Origin of the sequence: Zunongwangia atlantica 22II14-10F7 (assembly GCF_002094855.1) — a bacterium.
GTDB lineage: Bacteria > Bacteroidota > Bacteroidia > Flavobacteriales > Flavobacteriaceae > Zunongwangia > Zunongwangia atlantica.
The window spans coordinates 1-21,641 of the sequence record NZ_ARYN01000025.1 but is presented as its reverse complement, the minus strand read 5'-3'; the positions used below and the strand labels follow the sequence as shown (position 1 = coordinate 21,641).

22 protein-coding genes are annotated in these 21,641 nt (G+C 37.9%); 16 read left to right on the top strand and 6 right to left on the bottom strand.

What is annotated here, in order from left to right; all coding sequences use genetic code 11:
- Nucleotides 1-15: 15 nt before the first annotated feature.
- The 3 genes from IIF7_RS19030 to IIF7_RS19020 all read right to left on the bottom strand — a co-directional run bounded on the left by IIF7_RS19030 (nt 16) and on the right by IIF7_RS19020 (nt 2,667).
- On the bottom strand, nt 16-333 hold the full coding sequence (locus IIF7_RS19030; RefSeq protein WP_084843273.1) for a hypothetical protein: 318 nt from the start codon (nt 331-333) through the stop codon (nt 16-18).
- Between the two features lie 197 nt (nt 334-530).
- The gene (locus IIF7_RS19025; protein ID WP_084843272.1) at nt 531-2,081 is read right to left on the bottom strand and encodes a terminase large subunit domain-containing protein; all 1,551 of its coding nucleotides are present in this window, start codon (nt 2,079-2,081) and stop codon (nt 531-533) included.
- Complete coding sequence (locus tag IIF7_RS19020) at nt 2,068-2,667, bottom strand: hypothetical protein (protein WP_084843271.1); 600 nt, start codon at nt 2,665-2,667, stop codon at nt 2,068-2,070. The genes IIF7_RS19025 and IIF7_RS19020 overlap by 14 nt, the downstream gene beginning before the upstream one ends.
- Nucleotides 2,668-2,771: 104 nt before the next feature.
- Between IIF7_RS19020 and IIF7_RS19015 the strand changes: the two genes are divergently transcribed.
- From IIF7_RS19015 to IIF7_RS18940, 16 genes are all read left to right on the top strand, one after another.
- Nucleotides 2,772-3,125 carry a hypothetical protein gene (locus IIF7_RS19015; protein WP_245801680.1) on the top strand — a complete coding sequence of 118 codons (354 nt, stop codon included), beginning with the start codon at nt 2,772-2,774 and terminating at the stop codon, nt 3,123-3,125.
- A complete protein-coding gene (locus IIF7_RS19010) occupies nt 3,125-4,465 on the top strand; it encodes a hypothetical protein (protein WP_084843270.1) in 1,341 nt (446 codons plus the stop codon). Before IIF7_RS19015 ends, IIF7_RS19010 begins: the two co-directional genes overlap by 1 nt.
- A 2-nt stretch (nt 4,466-4,467) precedes the next feature.
- Nucleotides 4,468-5,403: a DUF6712 family protein gene (locus tag IIF7_RS19005; protein ID WP_084843269.1), complete on the top strand. Its 936-nt coding sequence runs from the start codon at nt 4,468-4,470 to the stop codon at nt 5,401-5,403.
- Nucleotides 5,404-5,405: 2 nt separating this feature from the next.
- Complete coding sequence (locus tag IIF7_RS19000; protein WP_084843268.1) at nt 5,406-6,212, top strand: hypothetical protein; 807 nt, start codon at nt 5,406-5,408, stop codon at nt 6,210-6,212.
- A gap of 2 nt (nt 6,213-6,214) precedes the next feature.
- Nucleotides 6,215-8,161, top strand: coding sequence for a hypothetical protein (locus IIF7_RS18995; protein ID WP_084843267.1), 1,947 nt, complete (start codon nt 6,215-6,217; stop codon nt 8,159-8,161).
- Nucleotides 8,162-8,229: 68 nt separating this feature from the next.
- On the top strand, nt 8,230-8,742 hold the full coding sequence (locus tag IIF7_RS18990) for a hypothetical protein (RefSeq protein ID WP_139801374.1): 513 nt from the start codon (nt 8,230-8,232) through the stop codon (nt 8,740-8,742).
- Nucleotides 8,743-8,744: 2 nt separating this feature from the next.
- Nucleotides 8,745-9,146, top strand: a complete 402-nt coding sequence (locus IIF7_RS18985; RefSeq protein ID WP_084843265.1) for a hypothetical protein — start codon at nt 8,745-8,747, stop codon at nt 9,144-9,146.
- Nucleotides 9,147-9,158: 12 nt separating this feature from the next.
- Nucleotides 9,159-9,515: a hypothetical protein gene (locus tag IIF7_RS18980; RefSeq protein WP_084843264.1), complete on the top strand. Its 357-nt coding sequence runs from the start codon at nt 9,159-9,161 to the stop codon at nt 9,513-9,515.
- Complete coding sequence (locus tag IIF7_RS18975) at nt 9,512-10,168, top strand: glycoside hydrolase family 19 protein (protein ID WP_245801679.1); 657 nt, start codon at nt 9,512-9,514, stop codon at nt 10,166-10,168. Before IIF7_RS18980 ends, IIF7_RS18975 begins: the two co-directional genes overlap by 4 nt.
- The gene (locus IIF7_RS18970; protein ID WP_084843263.1) at nt 10,150-10,638 is read left to right on the top strand and encodes a hypothetical protein; all 489 of its coding nucleotides are present in this window, start codon (nt 10,150-10,152) and stop codon (nt 10,636-10,638) included. The genes IIF7_RS18975 and IIF7_RS18970 overlap by 19 nt, the downstream gene beginning before the upstream one ends.
- A gap of 92 nt (nt 10,639-10,730) precedes the next feature.
- Nucleotides 10,731-11,573 carry a hypothetical protein gene (locus tag IIF7_RS18965; protein WP_084843262.1) on the top strand — a complete coding sequence of 281 codons (843 nt, stop codon included), beginning with the start codon at nt 10,731-10,733 and terminating at the stop codon, nt 11,571-11,573.
- Nucleotides 11,542-12,051, top strand: coding sequence for a hypothetical protein (locus IIF7_RS18960; protein WP_139801372.1), 510 nt, complete (start codon nt 11,542-11,544; stop codon nt 12,049-12,051). The genes IIF7_RS18965 and IIF7_RS18960 overlap by 32 nt, the downstream gene beginning before the upstream one ends.
- Nucleotides 12,052-12,096: 45 nt before the next feature.
- Nucleotides 12,097-12,564 carry a hypothetical protein gene (locus IIF7_RS18955; protein ID WP_084843260.1) on the top strand — a complete coding sequence of 156 codons (468 nt, stop codon included), beginning with the start codon at nt 12,097-12,099 and terminating at the stop codon, nt 12,562-12,564.
- On the top strand, nt 12,564-15,083 hold the full coding sequence (locus tag IIF7_RS18950; protein ID WP_084843259.1) for a phage tail tape measure protein: 2,520 nt from the start codon (nt 12,564-12,566) through the stop codon (nt 15,081-15,083). The genes IIF7_RS18955 and IIF7_RS18950 overlap by 1 nt, the downstream gene beginning before the upstream one ends.
- A complete protein-coding gene (locus IIF7_RS18945) occupies nt 15,080-16,957 on the top strand; it encodes a BACON domain-containing protein (protein WP_084843258.1) in 1,878 nt (625 codons plus the stop codon). The genes IIF7_RS18950 and IIF7_RS18945 overlap by 4 nt, the downstream gene beginning before the upstream one ends.
- Complete coding sequence (locus tag IIF7_RS18940) at nt 16,954-18,744, top strand: hypothetical protein (RefSeq protein ID WP_084843257.1); 1,791 nt, start codon at nt 16,954-16,956, stop codon at nt 18,742-18,744. The genes IIF7_RS18945 and IIF7_RS18940 overlap by 4 nt, the downstream gene beginning before the upstream one ends.
- Here the strand turns inward: IIF7_RS18940 and IIF7_RS18935 are convergent.
- The 3 genes from IIF7_RS18935 to IIF7_RS18925 are packed head-to-tail and all read right to left on the bottom strand — an operon-like array spanning nt 18,741 to nt 21,562.
- Nucleotides 18,741-19,736 (bottom strand): hypothetical protein, encoded by a 996-nt coding sequence (locus tag IIF7_RS18935; RefSeq protein ID WP_084843256.1) that lies wholly within the window; start codon nt 19,734-19,736, stop codon nt 18,741-18,743. The two genes, IIF7_RS18940 and IIF7_RS18935, sit on opposite strands and share 4 nt — an antisense overlap.
- Nucleotides 19,729-20,244 carry a hypothetical protein gene (locus tag IIF7_RS18930; protein ID WP_084843255.1) on the bottom strand — a complete coding sequence of 172 codons (516 nt, stop codon included), beginning with the start codon at nt 20,242-20,244 and terminating at the stop codon, nt 19,729-19,731. Before IIF7_RS18930 ends, IIF7_RS18935 begins: the two co-directional genes overlap by 8 nt.
- Nucleotides 20,245-20,251: 7 nt before the next feature.
- A complete protein-coding gene (locus IIF7_RS18925) occupies nt 20,252-21,562 on the bottom strand; it encodes a tyrosine-type recombinase/integrase (RefSeq protein WP_084843254.1) in 1,311 nt (436 codons plus the stop codon).
- Nucleotides 21,563-21,641 lie beyond the last annotated feature (79 nt).

Here is a 21,641-nt window from a genome sequence, read left to right as displayed (position 1 = left end):
TAATTTGAACAGCGGCTAAATGGCCGCTGTTTTTCTTTTCATAAAGTAAGCATAATCGGTGTACGCTGGACTTATCTCTTCTTGTGTTTCCTTATCCAAAAGGGCTGGAATATCGTATGCAAACATTTTAAAGCCTAGATCGAGTAATATTTCATAGACATCGTCTTCATAGATGTATTGCCCAGGTAAAACTTTTTTAATTTTCCCGGTAATACTAGATATCGAGTGTTTTTCCGTTTCCTCGTCTGCATCGATCGGACTTTCTACAACTTCAAAATAGGTTTCCAAAAAATATTTTATTTCCTGGTCCCACTCTGTTTTAGGTACTGACATAATTGTGAGAGATTATAATATTATCACGTAAAAATAGCATTCTCATTTTTAAAAAATTAAATATTTGTTTTTCAGTTTTTTAACTCTTAAGAACATCTTTAATAGTTTCATTTGTTCGCCCGTTGACAAACGCCGTAGCCTATAGCGGTATGACATGTGCCACGCCAAAATTCATGCAAATATGAAAGGCCACCCCCCTAGAAGGTGGTGAGTGGCATATCTTCCCGCCTCACATCGTTGCCGATGAATTTTCCCCAGAACTTTTCGAAGATTGGATAGTCGAACGTATCACTCAAGTGAGTAGCGTGTTCCTGGTCCACACCTTTTCGTTGCTCAGGTCTTTTATCTTTCTCCAACCCACGACCACGATCGTAAGCTTCGGCATGTTCCATCGAGACAATTAAGTTCGGGCAGTTTGTTTGGTTGATTCTAATTCTCGGAAGTTGCTTCCTTCCATCATCTTTAAGCATTACGTTAAGCAATCGAAACTTATTAATATAACTCGGGTTAACACCGGTGGTCATATTATGACACGTCCATCCATGCTCTTCCATAAGTTTCTTTGCCTGATCAGCAAAAGTCATCTTACTGTTTGCGATTCTATTGTTCCCGGTTCTATCATAGTAGAAGTATACTGTTTTATTTCCGTGGTTCATATAGTATGGTAGGAACTCTTCAAGGAATAAGTGATCCAGGATCTTAGGAGACTTCACGAAGAATTCTTTTAATACATACCAGGTATTATCCTGCAATTGATGCACGGTCATAGCGTTGATGTTAGCACCCCAATCCACCGATACAATTAACGGCTCTGTTCGTATGACATCTGCATCCTTCTTAGAGTTGAAGTATTTATCATCGTTGGTCAATGGATTGCCATCCAAATCACAAAGAGGAATGCCCTCCAGATAATCGTTATCATTATTCGTGTAATAGTGATCCTGGGTAAGCTGTGGGTAAAAACCGTCTGCAATTTCCTTCGGTCTTATATTCAGCATCTCTGCGTTATAAATAAGATCACTCGAATAAGAATCCTTCATATATTCGAAATAATCAGATCTCACATTGTCCAGGTTCCAATGTGCCGTTGCTGAATGAAAGAAGTATTTATCGGGACTCTTTTTCGCCAATTCCTCGCCTTCAATAAACCATTTCCCTTTTTTGGTTAATGGTGTAGAGCTCACATAAATTTCAGCCAGTAACCAAGGATTATCCTCTCCATAGATTCCTGTTTTAGATGCCCTGTTCGTGTTCTTTACGTTAATTGAAAGCTTTTCATTGTCCAGGAGTGCCGCTTCATCCGCAATAATTCCTGAAGAGTTTATTCCTCGACCTCCATTGGAGCTATTAGGATTATCCAACCCTACAAGCTGGAATACTGTGCCGTTTGAAAAATGAATGATATTTTTCCAGTGGTTGGGTTTCTCGTAAGGCATTTTAAAGCCCATTCTTTTTCCCTGGCTAGATCCAACCACATAATCGATATCTTCATAAATCCCGAAAAATTCGAGTGCCGCTTTGGTCGATTTAAGTGTATTCGATAAAACCTGCGCATAGGTATTACCCACTAAAATAAAAGTGGCCCGGGGGAGCCACTTAACCATCATGAGCATAAAATAAGCAACGATCGTACTTTTTCCGGTTCCCCTGCCCCACTCTAAAAATTTCACTTTTGCTGTGGCCATAATGGCTACCATCTGAGCGAAATTGAGTGTTATTTTGCCCTTTACTCCTCTACGCTTCGCCATCTTCTTTCCTTTTGATTTCCTCAAAATCGATGTCGATCGTATCCGAAACGTTCATATTAACAGCGCCTTCGGTTCCTAAAATTTGCTTGATAAGCCTCTGCTGTTTTTTCGACATTACTATTTCGTAATCCTGAGCTTGAATTTTCTCGAGGTCAATTGGTGAGTCTTGATCTTTAAGTCCAAGAAGACTATCGATCTCTTTATCGATTTTATAAGCCAATTCGATATTCTTATCCTTCAGCGCTAATTGGTAGAGTTTGTGTTTTCGCTCAATTGAAATATATCTCCAGGCTTCCTTATCAAATCGCTTAAAGGATCCGAATAACATTTCGCATCGTTGCACATCTCGATAAGCCGTTGCTTTACTCACTCCAAAAAGTGTCATAAGCCTTTTTACAGCATCTTCAGGACTTCTAAATTCTAGCAATGCAGTAAACGCCGTTTCCCAGCGCTTTTTTAATTCCTGGTCGGTTTTAGATAAGCTTTTCAGCTTTACTTCTTCGGGATTATCGGTGTCCAAGTAATACGCGAGAATATTCTCAAAATGGGTATCGCTGGAGCTTAGTTTAAGTTCGTTATTCGCCAATTTATCTGAGGTTTTACTTCAAAATTGACCTATAGAAGCACCTTAAAAAAGGACACTTAATTCCTGTCCTTTTTTAAGGCACAAGTCATTCGCACTTTTGGATTATGGCAGAAGAAACGATCTATCTAAAAGAAGTGCTGGAGATCATGCGGACTCCGAATTCCGAAGGAAAAGCGGTGAAATTCGATATTTCCGTGCGGACTTTTAATCGTAATTCCAAAACCGGTGGCGCATTAAATAGCTACGAAAATGCAAAGCTGGTAATGAAGGAAAAAGGAATGGATAAGGATAGTATTTACGCATTACAGCATTTCAAAAAACCCAAAACTCCGAAGATTAGAAAGAACCCGCAGCATTTCGAAAATAAAACTCGAAATATTCGCTTGGAGAACGGCGAGGTTAAGAAGATCCACATTCGCTACATCATTTCATTCAACGGCAAAAAAGTCATTTATTAATGAGCAATCTTTACGAACATAACCACATTCATTTTGGCACCGGCACACAGGCTGCATTTGTATTTTCGGGAAAAGGAAACCACACAAGTGCTCCAATAGAAGAAACCGGAATCAGCACAACCGGTAAGATTGTAAAATGGGGAGATGATAATCAATATCCTAAGAGATTCCTGGACGTAGTAAAGAAAAATGGTGCCGCAGGATCCAGTTATCGATTTAACCGGGCAGCACATTATGGCCAAGGATTCCGATTAATGAAATCAACTGAATCTGAAAATGGCAAAGAAGATCGGCAAATCGTGTCGCTAAATTCAGAACCAGAAATAAGAGCCTTCTTCAGGAGAAATAAAATCCATCGTGTTTTTACAGAGATTATAACCGATCTCGAAACTTTTGATCTTGGATGGCCAGAGTATATTTTGACCAATGATTATTCTAAGATCTATTCACTTCGTAGGCTACAAACAGCAAAAATGCGATTTGAAAAAATCAACCCAAAAACAGGGATTATTGAAAACTCCTATTTCTGCCATAACTGGAAAAGCACAACTTCTGCAGATAGTGAATATGTGAGTAAAATTCCGGTAATCGATAATTACTGCAGTGCTGAAGAAGTCAAAGAATATTGCAAGCGAAATAAAGTTCACAAATTCACGATGCCGATATTCTATCCGCTTATCGATGAAACATACTACCCGGAACCATCGCATCATTCCGTTTTCCGGAACGGCTGGATGGAAGTTGTAAATGCCATCCCAGAATATAAAAAACACTTCTCTGAAAATCAGTTGAACGTAAAATACATGGTGTATATCTCCGATGAGTATTTCACTCGAACGTATGCGGATGAATGGGAAAAATTCGACACCAGCAAGAAACTTGAAATTCGTAAAAATCTAAAGGATGCTATTGATGCTCATTTGGCCGGAAATAAAAACGCGGGGAAATCAATCCAAACAACTGTATTTAAGGACAGGGAAGGGAAATGGGTAAAAGGTATCGAGGTTGTGCCGTTAAAAGATGAAAACAGCAGTGAAGGTAAAGGACTACTGGATTCCTCTGCCGGTAATTCCGAGATTATGAGTGCCATCGGTGTGGATCCTAATTTGATGGGAGTTGGTATTCCTGGAGGAAAATTAAACGGAGGATCAGGATCTGATAAGCGCGAAGCGATGAGCATTCTAAATAGCTTATTCAAAACTAAACGAGAAACGTCGCTCGATATCTGGAGACTTCTTCGCGATTATAATGGATGGGATGAAGACCTGGAAGGAGATTTTGCCGTGACCAATCTTACTACTCTGGATAAGAATCCAACCGGAACCCAAAACGAGATCTAATTATGCTAGTTAAGAATATTGAAACCATTAAAAAATACGCGATTGTAAATTACAATTTCAGCTTTGAGGTTATCGAAAGCCAGGTAAGAAAACAAGAGCGAAAACATATCCTTCCTGTAATTGGTAGGGAATTATATAATTCCTGGATCGATGCTGATCCGGAAGGGGAAATCGAAAAAGAAGTGTTTGATTTGCTTCAGGAGGCTTCTGCAAATTTAGCCTTGCTAAGCTATACCAAAGTAGGCATTGTAAGCTCTAGCGATGGCGGTTTACATATTTCCATGTCTCAAAGTTCAAAACCTGCAGAATGGTGGCAAATTAAAGATCTTCGAGTTGAATTGTTGAATTCCGGACTAGAAGCGATCGACCAGGCGCTCGAGATCATGGAAGCTAACCAGGATAAATTTGAAAGCTGGACGAATTCAGATCAATACACCATTTTTAAAGAGTTACTATGTAGCCAAACGGCACATTTCCAAAATTACTACGATATATCTAAAAGCCGTCTCACCTTTCTCGCCTTACGTCCATTCTTGCGAAAAGTAGAAAAACAATTTTTTGAAGGTCTGTTGGGAGCTGAGACGCTTTTACAAATTAAAGAGGGAAATTCTCTTGAAGAAAAGAAAGCCCTTGAGACAGCTCGATGGGCGCAAGTATCCCTATCTATTGCTGAAATTACCAAAGAAGGAATTTTTGAACTTTCCTCTCGAGGCTTGTTTACAGTTTTCGAAGAGATCCCAGGAATGACCAGAACCAAGGCAGATCAGGTGGAACTTTTAAAACTGGAGCAATCTAAAACCAACGAAGCTAATGAGATCTTAAAGGATCTAGTTCGACATCTCAAAAAGTTTCCGGCAATCTTCCAAGATTATGATCAACGCGAGAAACAAAAAATCACGAACCCGGTGATTGACGGTAAATCTATTGTAAGCTTTTAATTATGGCAAATGCGAAGAGACCATCGGTTAACTTAACTGAAAAACGTAATGTAAATCCTTCTGTTAATCGTCCAACAGAGGTGACAGCAGAGGATTTTAAAGAAATCGCAGAAATACTTAATGATCATGCCGACTTACACGATGCAGCGAATTTAAATCCTGAAAAGTTTTATCGTTTTCATTCTTCGCTGGCTACACTAGCTGCAGCTTATCCCAATGCGGTGGAAAATGGCTGGGCTGTGATCATACCCACCAATGGAAATACACAATTTGTGGCCACTTTTGAAAACGGACAATGGATAGCCTCAGAAAATGAAGCTCCGGTTCAATTCTTTAATTCTATTGCCGATCGTCCCGACGAAGGTCAGGAAGATATTTTTTACATTGTTAAGGATGAAAAAATCATTTATCTGTGGTATAACAATAAATGGAATGCCTTTGGGAAAGATGGCAATAACGGAATTTCAGCTTATCAGGTTGCAGTGGCTCGGGGCTTCGTTGGATCTGAAGATGAATGGTTAGAAAGCTTACGAGGTAAATCTGCATATCAAATCGCCCAGGCTAATGGATTTCAGGGAACCGAAGAAGAATGGCTTCAAAGTTTAGTGGGACCTCCAGGAGAAGCTGCAGAATTCACAAATATAGAGGCTAATGAATACGGCACACACCCGACATTTAGCAATCAAAATGATCTTAATATTTGGCTACTTCAGAATATTGGAAACTCATCAGAACCACAGCCAACCGCACCAACTATGAATATTAGTAATATAACCAGCGAATCTTTCGATTACGAAGTAACAGAATAATTATGGCAACGATAATAGGAGTAAATATCTACATCGACGGAACTCAAAGAAACGAAAATCCGTTAAGTTTAACCGGAACTTTTAACGTGGCTGCGTGGTTTAATCCAGGAGATAATCTAAGTGTAGAATCTACATTGGTTTACGATGATGGTACGGAAAGCCAGAAAAGTGATGTGATACAATTTCAACTTCAAGACATTGCGGAATTCGATCCATTGTATCAGGCTGTTTTAGATTATGCGAACGCTAACTCAATAACTACACCTTTAGCTAGCCAAAATCTTATTAACGATGGAATAGTAAGAAAATTGAGATCGGTTAATTTACTTGAAAACGATCTTTTATATTATTTCAAACAAGATGATGCTTCTTTGTACGAATTCTGCACCCTTAATTGGATGGATCCGACAAAACACAGATTAACAAACGAAGGTACGAATGATGTTGAATTTGTTCCTAATTATGGATTCAGAGTTTCAGGCGGTAATGATCAATATTTTTCCACGAATTATACACCTTCAGTTCACGCAGTGCATGCTCAATCCGAAGATATAAATTTGTTGTTAAATGGATTCGATGTATTGCCTACAAGTGCTGAAATAAGATTATGTGGTGTAAGGGGTTCTAACGGAGAAATAAACGTTTATAGATCAAGCAATGGATCGGCTTATTTTATATTATACGGAGGTAATAATATTGCTTTAAGCGGTGTGGAAGAATCCTTTAATTCTCAAATAAATATATCCGTTGATGTAGATGATTCGTATATTTTTGAAAACGAAAATACACTTTCAAAAACATCCCCAACATCGGGAAAAGATCTTGCGGAATATCCTTTAACATTATTTGCTTTTAATGTTCAGGGTACAATGTATTTATCTCAGGCACAATGCGGATTAGAAATGTTTATTTTAGGAAAGTCTAAAGGTAGCGCAGGAAATATCAATTTTAATTACGTATTTAATAATGGCCAGATTTACGATTTAACCCCGGATGGTACATTAGTTTTAGAAGCGGAAAATTCCGCTTTAACTTCAATTTATTTCCCACAAATCCAATTGGCATCTAAATACCCGGAGTTAACGACATTAAAAAAATATATTGTTCTTTATTCAACCGATCACGATTCCAATTCAAATCAAAGTGAAAATGGAAAAATAGCTTGGGGAGATGCTGATAATGTAGATTTAAGCGATTTCCAAGAAAAGGGCGTTATATGGCAGGGATACCAAGCGGAAACACCTTGTTTGGAATACGTTCCGAATGACCCAAACAATGAACCGATACATTTGTATATGCATACGGACGCAACTGATCCAGCAAACGGAAGCGCGCAACAAACTCATTTATTGACAACTGCAGGAGGTGCAGAATTGCATAATTGCGTATGGACTGATCGCGGCACTATTTTAGGGCTTCAAACTGATGAATCACATACAGGTTACTTTAGGTCATTTAATCAAAACGATGGAAGTATTATTGGTGTTCATCATACAAAAGGGTATTCAGGATCTAATTTTGACGGAATTAACAGATTTGGAATTTCAACCAATAATGGAAGTAACTATAATTGGACGCGATTAACGAGTAGATTTGATAATACTTCTTTCATGACCGATGAAAGATTAATTCATGTTAGCCCACCTTTTTACTTTGAAAGAAATGGAAATCAGTATTTAGTAGGTTTAAATATTGGGTTTGATTATCAAGTTGATGGTCGAAAAGTTGCTATTTGTTTGTGTGATAATGGCGATTTTATCCCGACTGAATTATTGTATAATATTAGTTCTTACGATGGTGGGGATAATTGTAAAATTTGCGGTTTTTATATAAAAGCTGAAAACCCCGACATGCTGCACCTATATTTTACTAAAAATTCAGGAAATAATTATTTTAATCCAGGAGACCAACTATATCACACCGAATGGGATTTAACCCAATTAGATTAATAATCCTCCTGTCCTTTTTTTAAAAGCGTTGGGTTCAGACTTTTACTCTATCATAAAATCTGAACCCGATGAATCTCTCAAATTTTAAATCCTGGTTGTCTGAGTTCTTCAGTAATATTGGCCAGTTACTCCTTTCATTTTTTTTAATCCTCGTAGCATTCGCGCTTTTTATTCCCTGCTTGATTGCTTCCATTATTTGGAAAGTAGTTGTTTCTATTTCAAAAGAAAATCGAAAAGCTCGAGATATTATCTCAGGAACCAAGCAATTTTTTTTAGCGATCGCAATTGCCCTCGATCAACTTGGCAATGTAGCCTTTGGAGGTTTCTTTAACTGGTTGTTTTTAAAAGACCAGGAAGGATTGTACAATTTCGGAGCCGCTCACGAAACCGTAAGCGAAGTTTTAGGGTGGAATCTATACCTGGACCATTTAAACCGAAAAGGAAAATTTATGGTTGCACTTCTCGACTGGATCGAAAAAGATCATTGTATCAAAGCGATGAGATCCGGCATCGAAACGGCACAATTCAAAACTGATCATTGGCAGGATGTTCAGGAATATCAAGTAAACTCAAAACTTTAATAATGAAAACAATTCTTACACTGTTGATTGGGTTCTTCCTAATCACTACCAACGCCTTTGCGCAAAAATCAAAAAAAGAACCGGTTAAAGATTCGGTCACTATTAGTATTCCGGCTACAGTCGTTTTAAACCACGAAGGTAAAATGCTGATCTCAGATCGATATAATAAAAGACATTTTGAAATCGAATCGACCAGGGAAATTTCCCAGGGAAAAGAATATGAATTCATTCTTCGTTTCAAAATTTTCGATCGCCACAAAAATCACTGTATAGGATGCACCGGAATTTTGCCTGCAACTTTAATCGATTTTACAATCACTCCTTACCAGGCTAAACTCGACCAGGCTAGAATTAGGGATGCACTACATAATAAGGGCTATGATAAAAGTCCGAGGTATCAATAACGTAAAGAAACTATGCTAGCACTTCAAACAGAATCATTGTCTAAATTTTCTGAATACGGTCTTCCTGGATTAATTATTCTTACGCTCATCATAGCCGTAGGCTATCTTTTTAAAGTGGTTCACGATTATTCGAAAAGCGATCGGCAAAGAGCTGATCATTTTGGAGAAGCTTTTATGACAATAAGCAAAGACCAAAATGAAACCAATAGGAAAATTGTAGATGTAACCGAAAAGATAGCGGAGCAAAACAAAAACTATCACGATGATACCACCAGGCGACTGGAAGAAATGCCTGAAAAAATTATCAAGGAATTCGAGTATCGTCAACTTAGGCAAGTACAACAAAATAACACCACGCCTGCACCATGAGTTTAAAACCGCTTCAGATATTTCAAAAAGATCATTGTTTAGATCCGGATGGTGTTTTTGGTCCCAAGACAATTAATGCTATGCGAATCGCTTTTCAATTGACTAAGGAGCAAACCGCAAATTTTGCTGGGCAATGTGCGCATGAATCTAATTATTTTCAGCGCCAGTTTGAAAACCTAAATTATTCTTACGAAAGATTATTGCAGATCTTCTCCCACGATTTTGATACCGATCGAAACAGAATCCTTTCTGAAGCAGAAAAACAAGTGGCCAGGATCCTGGAAAGAAAGCCTGAGCAAATTGCAAACTTTGTTTATGCCAACCAAAATGGAAATGGTGACGAAGCTTCGGGCGATGGTTGGTTATTTCGTGGCCGTGGGCCATTACAACTAACCGGCCGCAGAAATTACCAATTATTCGCTGATGCGATGAACGATCAGGAAATCATGTGCAATCCAGATCTCGTGGTCACTAAATACTATTTTGAAAGTGCATTATGGTATTTCGATAATAACCATTTGTGGAACCTGGCTAAGAAAACAGATCTCACCTCGATTAAGCAACTAACAAAGCGAATCAATGGCGGTTACAATGGATTGAATGATCGTATTGAAAAAACTCAAACATTTGAAGGATGGTTAAACGCTGCTTAATATTCGCTTTTGTATTCTTCCTGGCTAGCTGCAGCTCCAGAAAAGTCGAGACGCACAAAAAGCAGGAATCGGTCTCTGAACTGAAGCAAAATGATATTACTACTTTAGAAAATGAAAAAATTAAAAGTGACCTCTTTCGAGTTTCAGAATCCTGGAATCTTAATTTTAGTCCCCGGGATCCCAGAGATCCAATCAATATTATCTACGGCGGTGACACACTCTCGGTTACCAATTCAGATGTATCAATTTCCAAAAAAGAAACAAGAGAAGAGGATCATTCCATTAGAGAAACTTCTCGCGAATCCAGTGATCAATCAAAGAGCGAAAAAGAAAAAGACGTGTCCGAAAAAGGAAAAATAACCGATCGACAGTCCTCAAGTTGGGGGTTAAACATTGGTCTTATTTTCGGCATTATAGTGGCAATTATATTGATATTTCTACACTTCAAAACAAAACCTCCCAAACCCTGATTTTTTCTTAATACCTATGCTTTGAAAGGACAGCTATTTTGCTGTCCTTTTTTTATGGACCGCAGCTATCGAATTTAGTCGAAAATATAAGCATGGGGATCAACTTATCATTAACTGTCAAGCTTCCAAAATCATGGAACGAACTAAGCGAAAAGCAGCTGGGAAAAATTGCGGTGGCCATAGAGCATTTTAGAAAATTCTATGAGCTTTATCCTAAAGAATCAAATACAGCAATTAATAGGCTTTACTCGAGAATTTGTAAAATACTGCTTAGCTCCAATAATTTCCTGATTCAATTTATAGCCCTGGTACAAATTCCCCCGGAAGAATATGCAGATCATATTGCTTTCATCAATAAAGAAAATACCAGGACAGTATTTCCTAAAGCTTTTAGGATTCGAGGTAAAATACATTTCCCTCCGGCAAATAGGATCCAAAACCTCTCGATGGAAGAGTTCAGTTTTGTTGACGCACTTTTTTTTAACTGGAGATTAAAAAATGATGCAAGATATCTCGATTTAATTTGTGCCACACTTTATCGCCGCGCAGGATCCAAAAATCCGGATTATGATATAAGACGGCCTTTTAACAAAGTTATCCTGGAGAAATCAATCAAAAAATGGATAAAAGTTGCTCCGGAAAAGAAGCTGGCCATTGCTTATACTTTTGAAGGTTGCCGGAATGAAATGGTAAAACTTTATCCTAATATTTTTCCCAAACCACCGAAGGAGACGAAGAAAACCAAAATTCAGCAAAATCCGCAATACACTCCATTCGGTCAGTTGTTAAACTTCAAAATAAATTTTGATCCTTCTAAGCTCGAGCAAACCGAACGGATAAACATGCACAAGTTTTTGAGCACCTACGAGAATGAATTAATAAACGAGAAAAAGACTAAAAAGAATGCCGGAACTAACCCACAAAATCGTCGTTGATTTTTTTGAAAATATAAATCTCCAATTAAAAGACTTTCCTGAAAACTCATTCTTCAGAATGGATCTAGATGAACTCTTTGGTGCGTTTAGATCTGGGATTAATTTTCCGGCCATGAGTATAGAATCTCCGGAAGGCGATGGATCTAAATCGCTTCCCGAAAATAGTGTGATAGGTCGATTCTTCGCGTTCACAATCTGGCAAAGGCCGCAAAAAGGAAATTTCGACCAACAAAATAATATGCTCGATGAATGTGAGCGTATCGGATTAAAAGTCATCGCTCGAATGCGATTCGAATCGAAGAAGCCCAATTCTATTCTTTACAACAAATTCAAAGTTTCATCGGTAAGCTGGAAACAATATGGCCCGGTATTCAATGAACATCTTTACGGATATAGATTTCAAGGCACTTTTGAGGGGAATGAATCTCTAAAATTAAATCCTGATGATTGGGAGGATATTGCCACAGCCTGTCCATAATTGCCTGTCCTTTTTTAAGGGCTTCATAGCTGCCAATTTTGAATTATGGCAGGAGATATTAAAAGCAAAGAGCAAGCGATAGGAAAAAGAGCCGCACAGATGGCCGAAAACTATGTGCACTCGATCCTTAAGCGCAAACTAAAAATTCATAATCAGGGGGATGCGAATAACATTCCCATTCTCGAGGCTACCCGTGTAACTGCCAAAATGGGTACGCACAGATTATTAGGATTAAACTTTACCTCCAGCAAGGTTGGTTTCATCCTTCATTATGGTGCAGCAGGTGTTCGTGAAGGTGGTAATATTTACCTAAGAGCTTCCCGGTACCAAAAAGGAGAAACGCTTCGAAAACCACACCAGGTTAATCTTCCACAATTTCAACTCTTTGATGATATCTATAAAAAATCAGGTGCACTCGATTACTTGCTCGATGCCCTTGGCGAAACAAGAACCGACGATGTGATGGCCAAGATCTCTAACCTGGTATTACAACTTAACACCGAAGATCGATAATGTCTGCAGCTCAAACTAAAGTTTTTAACCTCGCGATTCGTGTAAATGACAAGGAAGTCAAAACCACGATGAATTCTGTCGGTAAAGAATTACGGGCGCAGCGTGGTTATGTTCGTAACCTGGAAGAAGGAACGGCAAAATGGAACGCAGAAAATAAGAAGCTCGGCGAACTGGAGAAAACTTACGATGGTATGAAAAAACGCCAACGTGAGTTCATTAACCAAACTAAGGAAGGTGAAAAATCGCTAAAGGATAATCGCAAAGCTGTACAAGAATTTGGAGAAGCATTTGGAAAAGTAACCGGTGGATTAATTACCGGCGATCTTATGATGGTGCAGGAAGGTCTCCAGGGAATGCGAGCCAGTATTATTGGAGCCACAAAAGCAGCTGTTGCCTTCATTGCTACTCCATTAGGGATGGTGCTTGCCGGGCTTGCCTTAGCCATTGGAGCCGTTACCCAATATTTTAGAGATTCTGAAGAAGGCCAAAATGCCTGGAATAAAATAAGTGCTGTTACCGGTGTGGTGGTTGGAAATCTTACAGATTTACTTTCCTTTCTCGGGAAAATTATAGTCGATGTATTCTCCAATCCTAAAGAAACTATTGAAGCTCTTGGAAGTTTCATTAAAACCAATATTGAAAACCGAATCACTGGTTTAATTCAGTTCTTTCCAAAACTAGGAGAAGCAATTGATCTCGCGCTAAGTGGGAATTTTAAAGAAGCCGGAAAAGTAGCATTTGATGCCGTTACTCAAATTACAACCGGAGTAGAAAACTTTACCGATAAGGCTGTAGATGGCTTTAATCGTGCTAAAGATGCCGTGAGTGATTATGGTGATGAAATGGCCAATGAAGTTAAGCGCCAAATGGAACTTAGTGATATGGCCGCAAATGCAGATAAGATTGAGCGACAATTAATCATTGATCGTGGCCGTGTCGAAGCTCAGGTGGCAGAAGCCAGAAGAAAAGCCAGGGACGAAGAAAATGTATCTGCAGAAGAACGGCAGAAAATATTAGCTGAAGCGAAAAAAGCTCAGGACGAACTTTACGATCGAGAAATCGAAGCTGCAGAGATTCGCAGAAAAATAAAAGAGGAAGAAAATACTTTCTCTAATTCCACAAAAGAAGATCTTAACGAAGAGGCTGAGTTAACTGCCAAAGTTGAGCAATTACAGCGAAGAAAAGCTGATGCCGCTCGAAATTTAATGCGCGACGAGCTTCGTGTAACCAATGAGCTTACTAAAGCAAATGAAAAAGCTGCAGCTGCTGAACAAAAAAGACTGGATCAAATAGCCGCGCTCGAAGCAGAATATATAAAAAAGCGTGAGGATCGCCTTGCTGATTCTGCCGTTAAACAAGCAGAACTGGAACAAAAAAGAGCTTTAGAAAAAGCCCGAGCATTAGGAGCTGAACAGGAATTGATGGATCAGATCAGGGCAGAGCATCAAATTAAGATCGATGAAGCCAAAGCTGAAGAAGAAGCCAAAGAATTAGAGCGTATGCGCTCTTATGATGAGAAACGTCGAGAGCTAGAAAACGAGCTGGAACTTGCACGTGCTGAAACCGAAGCTGAAAAAGAAGAGATCCGCAAAGCTCAGGAATTAGAAAAGGAAGAACTAGAGTGGGAAAAAAAGCTCGAGGAGTTCCAAAAGGAAATGGAATTCCTGGAAATGACCGAGGAAGAAAAAGCCAAGGTTGAACAAGCACTTAAAGAATCTCACGAAGCCACTTTAACCGGCATCCATGAAAAATGGAAAAATAAAGAGCTAAAAAAAGAAGAAGAAATTGCCCAGGCGAAACGCCAACTATGGAATGATTCTTTAGACGCCGCAATTAACCTGGCAGGCCAGGAGACTAAAATTGGGCAGGCGCTATTAATAGCAAAACAATTATTAGCTGCAAAAGAAATGGCTGTTGAACTTGGTCTTTTCCAGTCAAAGATGGGATTAAAAGCAGCTGAAGCGACCGGAGATATTGCTGCCGGTACTGCAAAAACTGCAGCTGTAGGTTTTCCGCAAAACATTCCTTTGCTAATTGGTTTTGCAGCCCAGGTTGCAGGAATCGTGGGAGCGATAAGAAACGCTACAAAAGCCAAGAATGAAGCTAAAACAACCGGATTTTTTAATGGTGGGCCAACCGGGGCAAATGGTTTAGGTTTTATAGATGATTCTGGCCACGAGCCTGTAGGTTACGTTCACAAAAACGAGTATGTGATACCGGAGATTGTGAGGAAGGATCCCGAAATGCCACAAATCGAAAATTATATCGAGAATAAACGAAGAAAGAAACTGGGTCTTTTCTATGATGGTGGGCCTACTTCTCCAGATGATGCAAACCCAACAACACCCGGTGCAGATTTTTCGGCATTTATTGCCAAGATCGACGAGCTGCTTGAATTTTTAGGAATACCGCTGGAGGCTAATGTTTACTTCGGAGCTGAAGCAGAGATTAAACGCCAGGAACAACAAGAGAAACTGGAAAAATTGAAAAACAAGAATAAAATCAAACGCGCTAAATGAGTTTAACTTTAACCTATAAGAAGTACCTTAATGTACCTTCAGTTACTGAAACGGTTTATTTCCCTCCAGGAATAAAAAGCTTTGATTTTGGAACATTCCCAAATTGGCTGAGCGTTATTTTAGACCAACCAATGGTAACTTCCCAAAACGGAGATCTTGTTAGTGCCGTTCTTCGGTTTACACTAAACTCTATACACGCAGATAATTTAACGCCAGGGCTGCACATTGCTCAGGTAAGACCGGTGTATTATAACGAATTTGATGATTCTGCAATTGGCCCACGATTTACGGTTAATGTAGAAATTATTGACAATGTTATTCTTAGACTTTCTAAGAGCGATTTTACTTTTGAATATCAAACAGGATCTGCAGTTCCTGCTACACAGCCTTTAACCATTACCACAGAAAATGCCTGGTCGATCATAGCAAATGAACCTTGGGTTACTTTTTCAGCAAATAATGGTAACACCACCCAAACAATCAACTTAGGAGTTGATGTTTCAGGAATGGCAGTGGGAATTTACGAGGCCACTTTTCAGGTAGATGATGGCGATCGCGTAAAGCAAGGGAAGGTTACGCTAGTAATTTCCGGTACAGATCAGAGCGATGATTATCTAAGAATATCCAAAACGAGCCTTTCATTTTCAGAGATTTTTCAATTACCTCCTACCCGATCAGCTTCCTTTACGGTAGAGACTTCTTTGGCTGCTACGGTAAGCACAAATTTAGCCTGGTTAAATCTAGACCAGGAAAATTTAGCAGCCGGAACTCACAGCCTTATTGCTAATACTCAAAATACAGCAGCATTAGCCATTGGCACCTACACCGGGACCATAAAGATAGAATCTGGTTTTGGTACCAAATTAATTAATGTACTACTTCGAATTGTTGAAGTTTCAACTTCAGGAATCGAAAGCGGGAAGCTTTACTTTGCAGCAGATAGAAATACGCTGGTTTTATCCTCAGGCACTCCAAATGCTGAAGCGCTGATCAATTTTGAATCGACCGTTAAAAATTATCAGAGACGGATCCCATTTTTTAAAGATCTTGCTGAAGTTATTATTGGATTAGAAACTAGCAACTTTTTACAACCAAATAATCTCCCTGCTCAATTAGCTGCAGGGATATTTGTTCCCGTTGTTCCTTTCAGTCTAAATTTTACGGTGTATGATAAATTAATTAACGACACCACACTCACAGAACGCCAATCATTTGCTCAGGTTCAGTTTCTTAATGGCAGATCCCCTGAAGTAGAAAATAAGCTATGTTTTGTTCCGGGGAAAATTACATTGCCAAAAGATGGTAAATTCTGCTTTTCCTTCTTTTCTGAAGATCCAATTAACCAGGTAAACTTAACCGGAGATATTACCGAAAATATTAGCTCGAGTAATCTATCTACCAATGTTTATTCGGTAATGATAGATCTTTCCAATTATAATTTATCTCCCAAAGATCAAATAAAACTTACAGCCGGAACTTTTGATGTTGATATCACGATTAAACCTTCAGAATTAAAAAGCTTTCAGTTAATCTTTTTAAATGAATGGCAATGCCCGGAAGTTTTTAATATGGATGGGGAAATAGAAATTACCGAAGAGGAAGAGAGCACCAGGGTAACAAGAGCCGAAGCCGGCAAACAAATTCAAAAAATTGTCGAGATCCAGGAACCGGTTTCCTTTTCTCTGGGCACCGGAAATATATATTCAGATGCTGAAGTGAAATGGCTAAGTAAAATTTTAAGATCCAAAAAAGTATGGATTGAAATCGATGGCCAGCGTACAGAAGTAATTCCTTCTTTCAGCAATATCACAACTTCTAAGAGCCGGGTAACAAATCGAAACTTCACGTTAAATTTTGATGCCGCAAAACAATGATAATTTTTAAAAGTGAAAATTTTGAAATAGATCTTTCCATCTATGGCGTAACGCTTACAGATGAGAGCAACTTATTTAATGATGCAACAAATCGAAGTTATTCGCTTCCTTTTACCATCCAGGCCGATGATGAACTTCTAACAAAATTGGGCGTCCCGCAATTGGATAATATTACCAATGTTACTACTGCAGTAAAGGGAAAATTAATCCTCCCGGAGCGCTATTACGAAGCCACTTTATTTTTAGGAGAAATTGAAGGACAATTTATTGAATGTGATATTTCTTACGGCGACCAGGAAACACCGGTTTATGATACAGATCTTGCAGATCTTCCCTGGCCCATTGTTTTAGCCCCTAATCTTTTAGACTATGCTGAAGAAACCATAGACAAAGCATGGCCAGATACTGCTTTTAATTTCCCGATGGTATTCACTCCTGCAGTAGCTGAAAAAGATGACTACGAACTATTTGAAGGATACACCAATAATTTCTACGCTAATAGTTTTAGGCAGAATTACACCAGTGAAGTTGAAGGCGAAACCATCTATCACAATCGAAATGTAATGGCACCGTTCCCGTACATGCTAGAGATCCTTCGCTTTGGATATGCCCAGACCGGGAAAAAATTAAGCGGACCATTCATAGAGGATTCTCTAATGCGAAAAGTTTTATATATCCCAGAGAATTTTCTGGAGAAATTTAGAGGATCTGAATTTCAAAACTTCAGCTTTTCGGTACCAGATGAAACCATAAACGAGAATGGTCAAAACTTTGGGATCTATCGCCGCCAGTTTACCGTTCAAAATACCGGTACTTATGAAATTAAAATCGATTTAAACCTGGATCCTGTATTGGCGACAAATTTTGCTCTGGAGGTTTATCAGGAAGAACCAAATAATGGATCTAAAACGATCCTATTTTCAGCAGCCTCTCAAAACAATAGAGTAAAGCTCGAGGAAGAAATTAAAATCAATACCACAGAAGATATGATCTTCGATTATATCAAAGTAGAATTGAAGCTTGCTTTTATTCCGGAGAGCATTGCAGCAAATAACCAGTTTGAATTTAACTTTAATAGTGGCCGTCTTAACGAGTTCCCCACTTACTTCACGCTTTCCAACTTTATGCCAGACATGACATTTGGTGAGTTTGAAAATATGCTAAAAAATTGGCTAAACCTGGATATCGATCACAGGGATGGCGAAGTCTTTATTGATTATGCTCAGGATGCCGTTTTAGTTAAAGAAACTGAAGATCACAGACATTTAGAAATTCCAAAGCCTAAGAAGGCACACAATACAAATCGATTTTACACTCTTAGTTACGCTAACGGAGATAAGATCTTCTATAATCGAAACGGCCAGGTGTATTCGGACTCCTCCAATGACGGAGAAGATAAGATCACAATCGAAATGAATGTGCAACCGGCCATCGTAGAACAAACTCGAGAAGAAGTTACCGCGGTAATGCCCGAAGATCGCTCTGATTTTGATTTTATGGTGTACTCCGGAAAAATCGGAAATTCAAATGCAAAACCACTTGCAGATCCTGTATTGATACGAGAACTTTCTTTGCAGCAGGTTTTTAAAACCAAATGGGAAAACTGGCTGAGATATCGTGTACATTCAAAAAGCTTTAAAGAAAGCTTCGAATGTTCACTATATGAGTTTCTGGATATAAAAAAGCGATCGTTTAAATATCACGAGATCCATTTAATAAAGATGCTCCGAAGAAAATTTTTATCTGAAGAAACGATGCAGGTTGAAATTGAAAGTGAAACTTTTTAAATTCCCCCCAAATTTAACTTATCTCTCTTTAATTTAATAATCCCTGAAAAAACAATTATACTCCATAAGAGTAAATTAATATAAAGTTCATTCATATATGATTTAAATAAGGTTAGGAAGAAAATTAATGTAAGAAGTATTATTAAAGGCTTAGTTTTTAAATGAGAAAGTAACCAAAAACCAATTACGTATATATGTGCTGTAAATGAAATATTTAGAAAAACGGTATTGAGTAGATGAAAAACCGACAATAGTATCAAATAATAATTCCATGTTTTTTTACCTTTGATTAAAAAAGCTAGTGCAGAAATTTCGAAAATAGCAGCAGTGTAATCTACAATCTCCATTAAAATTGGAGGGATGAGAGGAAAATAAGAAGCTAATAAATTGGTTCTATCGTTTATATAATAATTTTGCAAGTGCCATGATAGCACCCCGCTTGTATTCAAATCAAAGTCTATCCAATTTAAAGCTTTTTCAAAACCTGCAGTAAATAATCCAAAACTCAGCACCAAGGCCAAAATTCCACAAAAAAAATTATTCCTATTAAATTTTAAACTTGGTTTTAAGGAATATTCATTTTCACTATCCAAAAAAGTAAAGATAAAAATTAAAAAAAGGAACATTATATTATGGTCTATTTTCCCGAGGCTAAAAATTAAAGAATTAAGCATGACCAAAATACAACTAGAAAATAAAAAAGATATTTTACAATAAAATCCTAGTATTATCAGGAATGAACATGTGAATAAAATTATCTGGCAACATAGAAAAAAAATAGGGTTTGGAAAATTATCAAAAAATTGTGCAATCGAAAAGATAGAAGGTTGAAAAAATGAATTAGGCAGTGAACCAAGATGTTTAGGTGTTTGAAATATAGCAAAATACCCTAAATGGAAACCCAAATAAATTCTATAAATAGCTAAAAAATTATCTGAAACTAGACTGTTTCTACCAATTATTCTATAGATTTTTTTTAATCTTTCATTCATTTTTTTGAAATATTATGCTGTCAATAATTTTTAGTTTTTGAACCTGATATGTCTTAGGGTTTATTTCATAAGCTATTTTTTCTAAAATGATCTTACTTGATTTTAGTCCCATATTACTTAAGTTATTATCTAACCACTTTTGAACCTCAGTCCTACTGTCTTTACTAAATGCATTTTCATGAAAAAAAATGATTCTAGGAGTATATAGAAATGTAATTCTATCCTTCATTTTTTTTGTTCCAAAACTTGATCCTTCTAAGTTAAAAATATGAGTCCGGTGAATACCTCCAAAAACTTCTTCAATGGATAATTCGTTACCCAAATCATCTTTTAATCGAATTTTTTTAAAAACTCTAGGTTTATCTCTTTCGATCAAACTTGCCCCTGAAGGAAGCAATATTGCTGGATATGGTTCAAGTCTATTATCTCTTAATCGCAAATAAAATGGAATGATCAAGAATAAAGCTAGGATTGATGTAAATATTAGATATTTATTTCTTCTGATCATCAAGGCTTTAAAAATCTAAAGTGAATATATTAGAGTGATCTGGCGGGATCGATTTTTTATGTTTTCGAAGATAGTTTTTTATTCCCGCAATCGACTTATGCTGCGTTATAGGCATTAATTGAAACAAGATCTCCATTTCTCCCTTCCCTTCATCAACCAAACTATTATATAAATTCATAATTGCCGTGTGCCTGCAGCTGTAAATTCCGTATTCCCTACCAAACCCCAATCTGGTTTTTACTTCTCTAAATCTTTTACCAAAATGATCAGCCTTACTTTTTAGCGAAACATCCCAATCTGCAGGTTTATTTTGATTTGTAAATAAAGTATAAGAAGGCGGGCTGTTTTGCAGCTCCATTTCTTTGATGGTCGGCTTCAATTTCTCAATCACACGTCTAACAGATAAATCATCTGTTTTAGTTTCCACCTGGAGCAACCAGTTTTTTGTATTAATATCTTTTACCTTCAACCTACAGATCTCTAGCGGTCGCAATAAAGAGTAAATCACAAAAGAAACATAGTTTTTTAAATATGGATCTGTTTTCTCTAGTTCTTCTTTGATGATCCGGAGCTCTTCCATAGTAAAGGCTTTATTATTTACCGGATCTGATTCCACATTCGGAATATCTTTGATGAAATTATAAGGAATTAAACGCTCATTTTTCATCGTAGTAAACAATGCCGATAAGCTTGACTTATGATTATTTACTGAACTTCCGGAGACTTCTTTTCCGGTTTGCTCATTCACATAATCAAATCGTAACCAATCCAGAAACTCATAAAAGTGATCGATTCCAAAACGTGCAGGATCTGCACCATAGTAACCGTTTTCCTTTGCCCATTGCAGAAAACGATTCATGTGAAATTCATAACCGTTTAGGGTGGATTCTTTTTTTCCGGACTTCAATTTGATTTTGTAAGCATATTCCATCGCGGTGGCCAGTGTCATTTGAGGGCCACGATGTTTTGCTTTCTTAGACTTTCGCTCTTCAGTATCCGGAACCCATCCGCGCTCTAATGCAAGACTTAAAATAGAAGCTAAATGTTTCCCTGCAGCTCTTCTTTCTTTAACAGTCTTAAGCCGATTGATCTTCTTGGTAAAAGTGAATTTTCTATCAAGTGATCCATCTGGATCTGATCGCCAATGAATATAAACGTACCATCTTTTACCAGGAGCAACAGTTGGTTTGCCGTTTACTCTGGGAATGTAAAGCTTTGGAGTAGAATATCTCTTCTTCGCCATAGAAATCTCTAATTCAATTACAGAATTTCTGGGTACGTTTCTGGGTACGATTTCGTTTTTATCCTTATTTTTCATAGTAAAAAAGAAGGGTCTAAAAACGCGAAAACCCCTGTGTTTGCAGGGGTTTTCTCTGTACTCGGAGCGGGACTTGAAC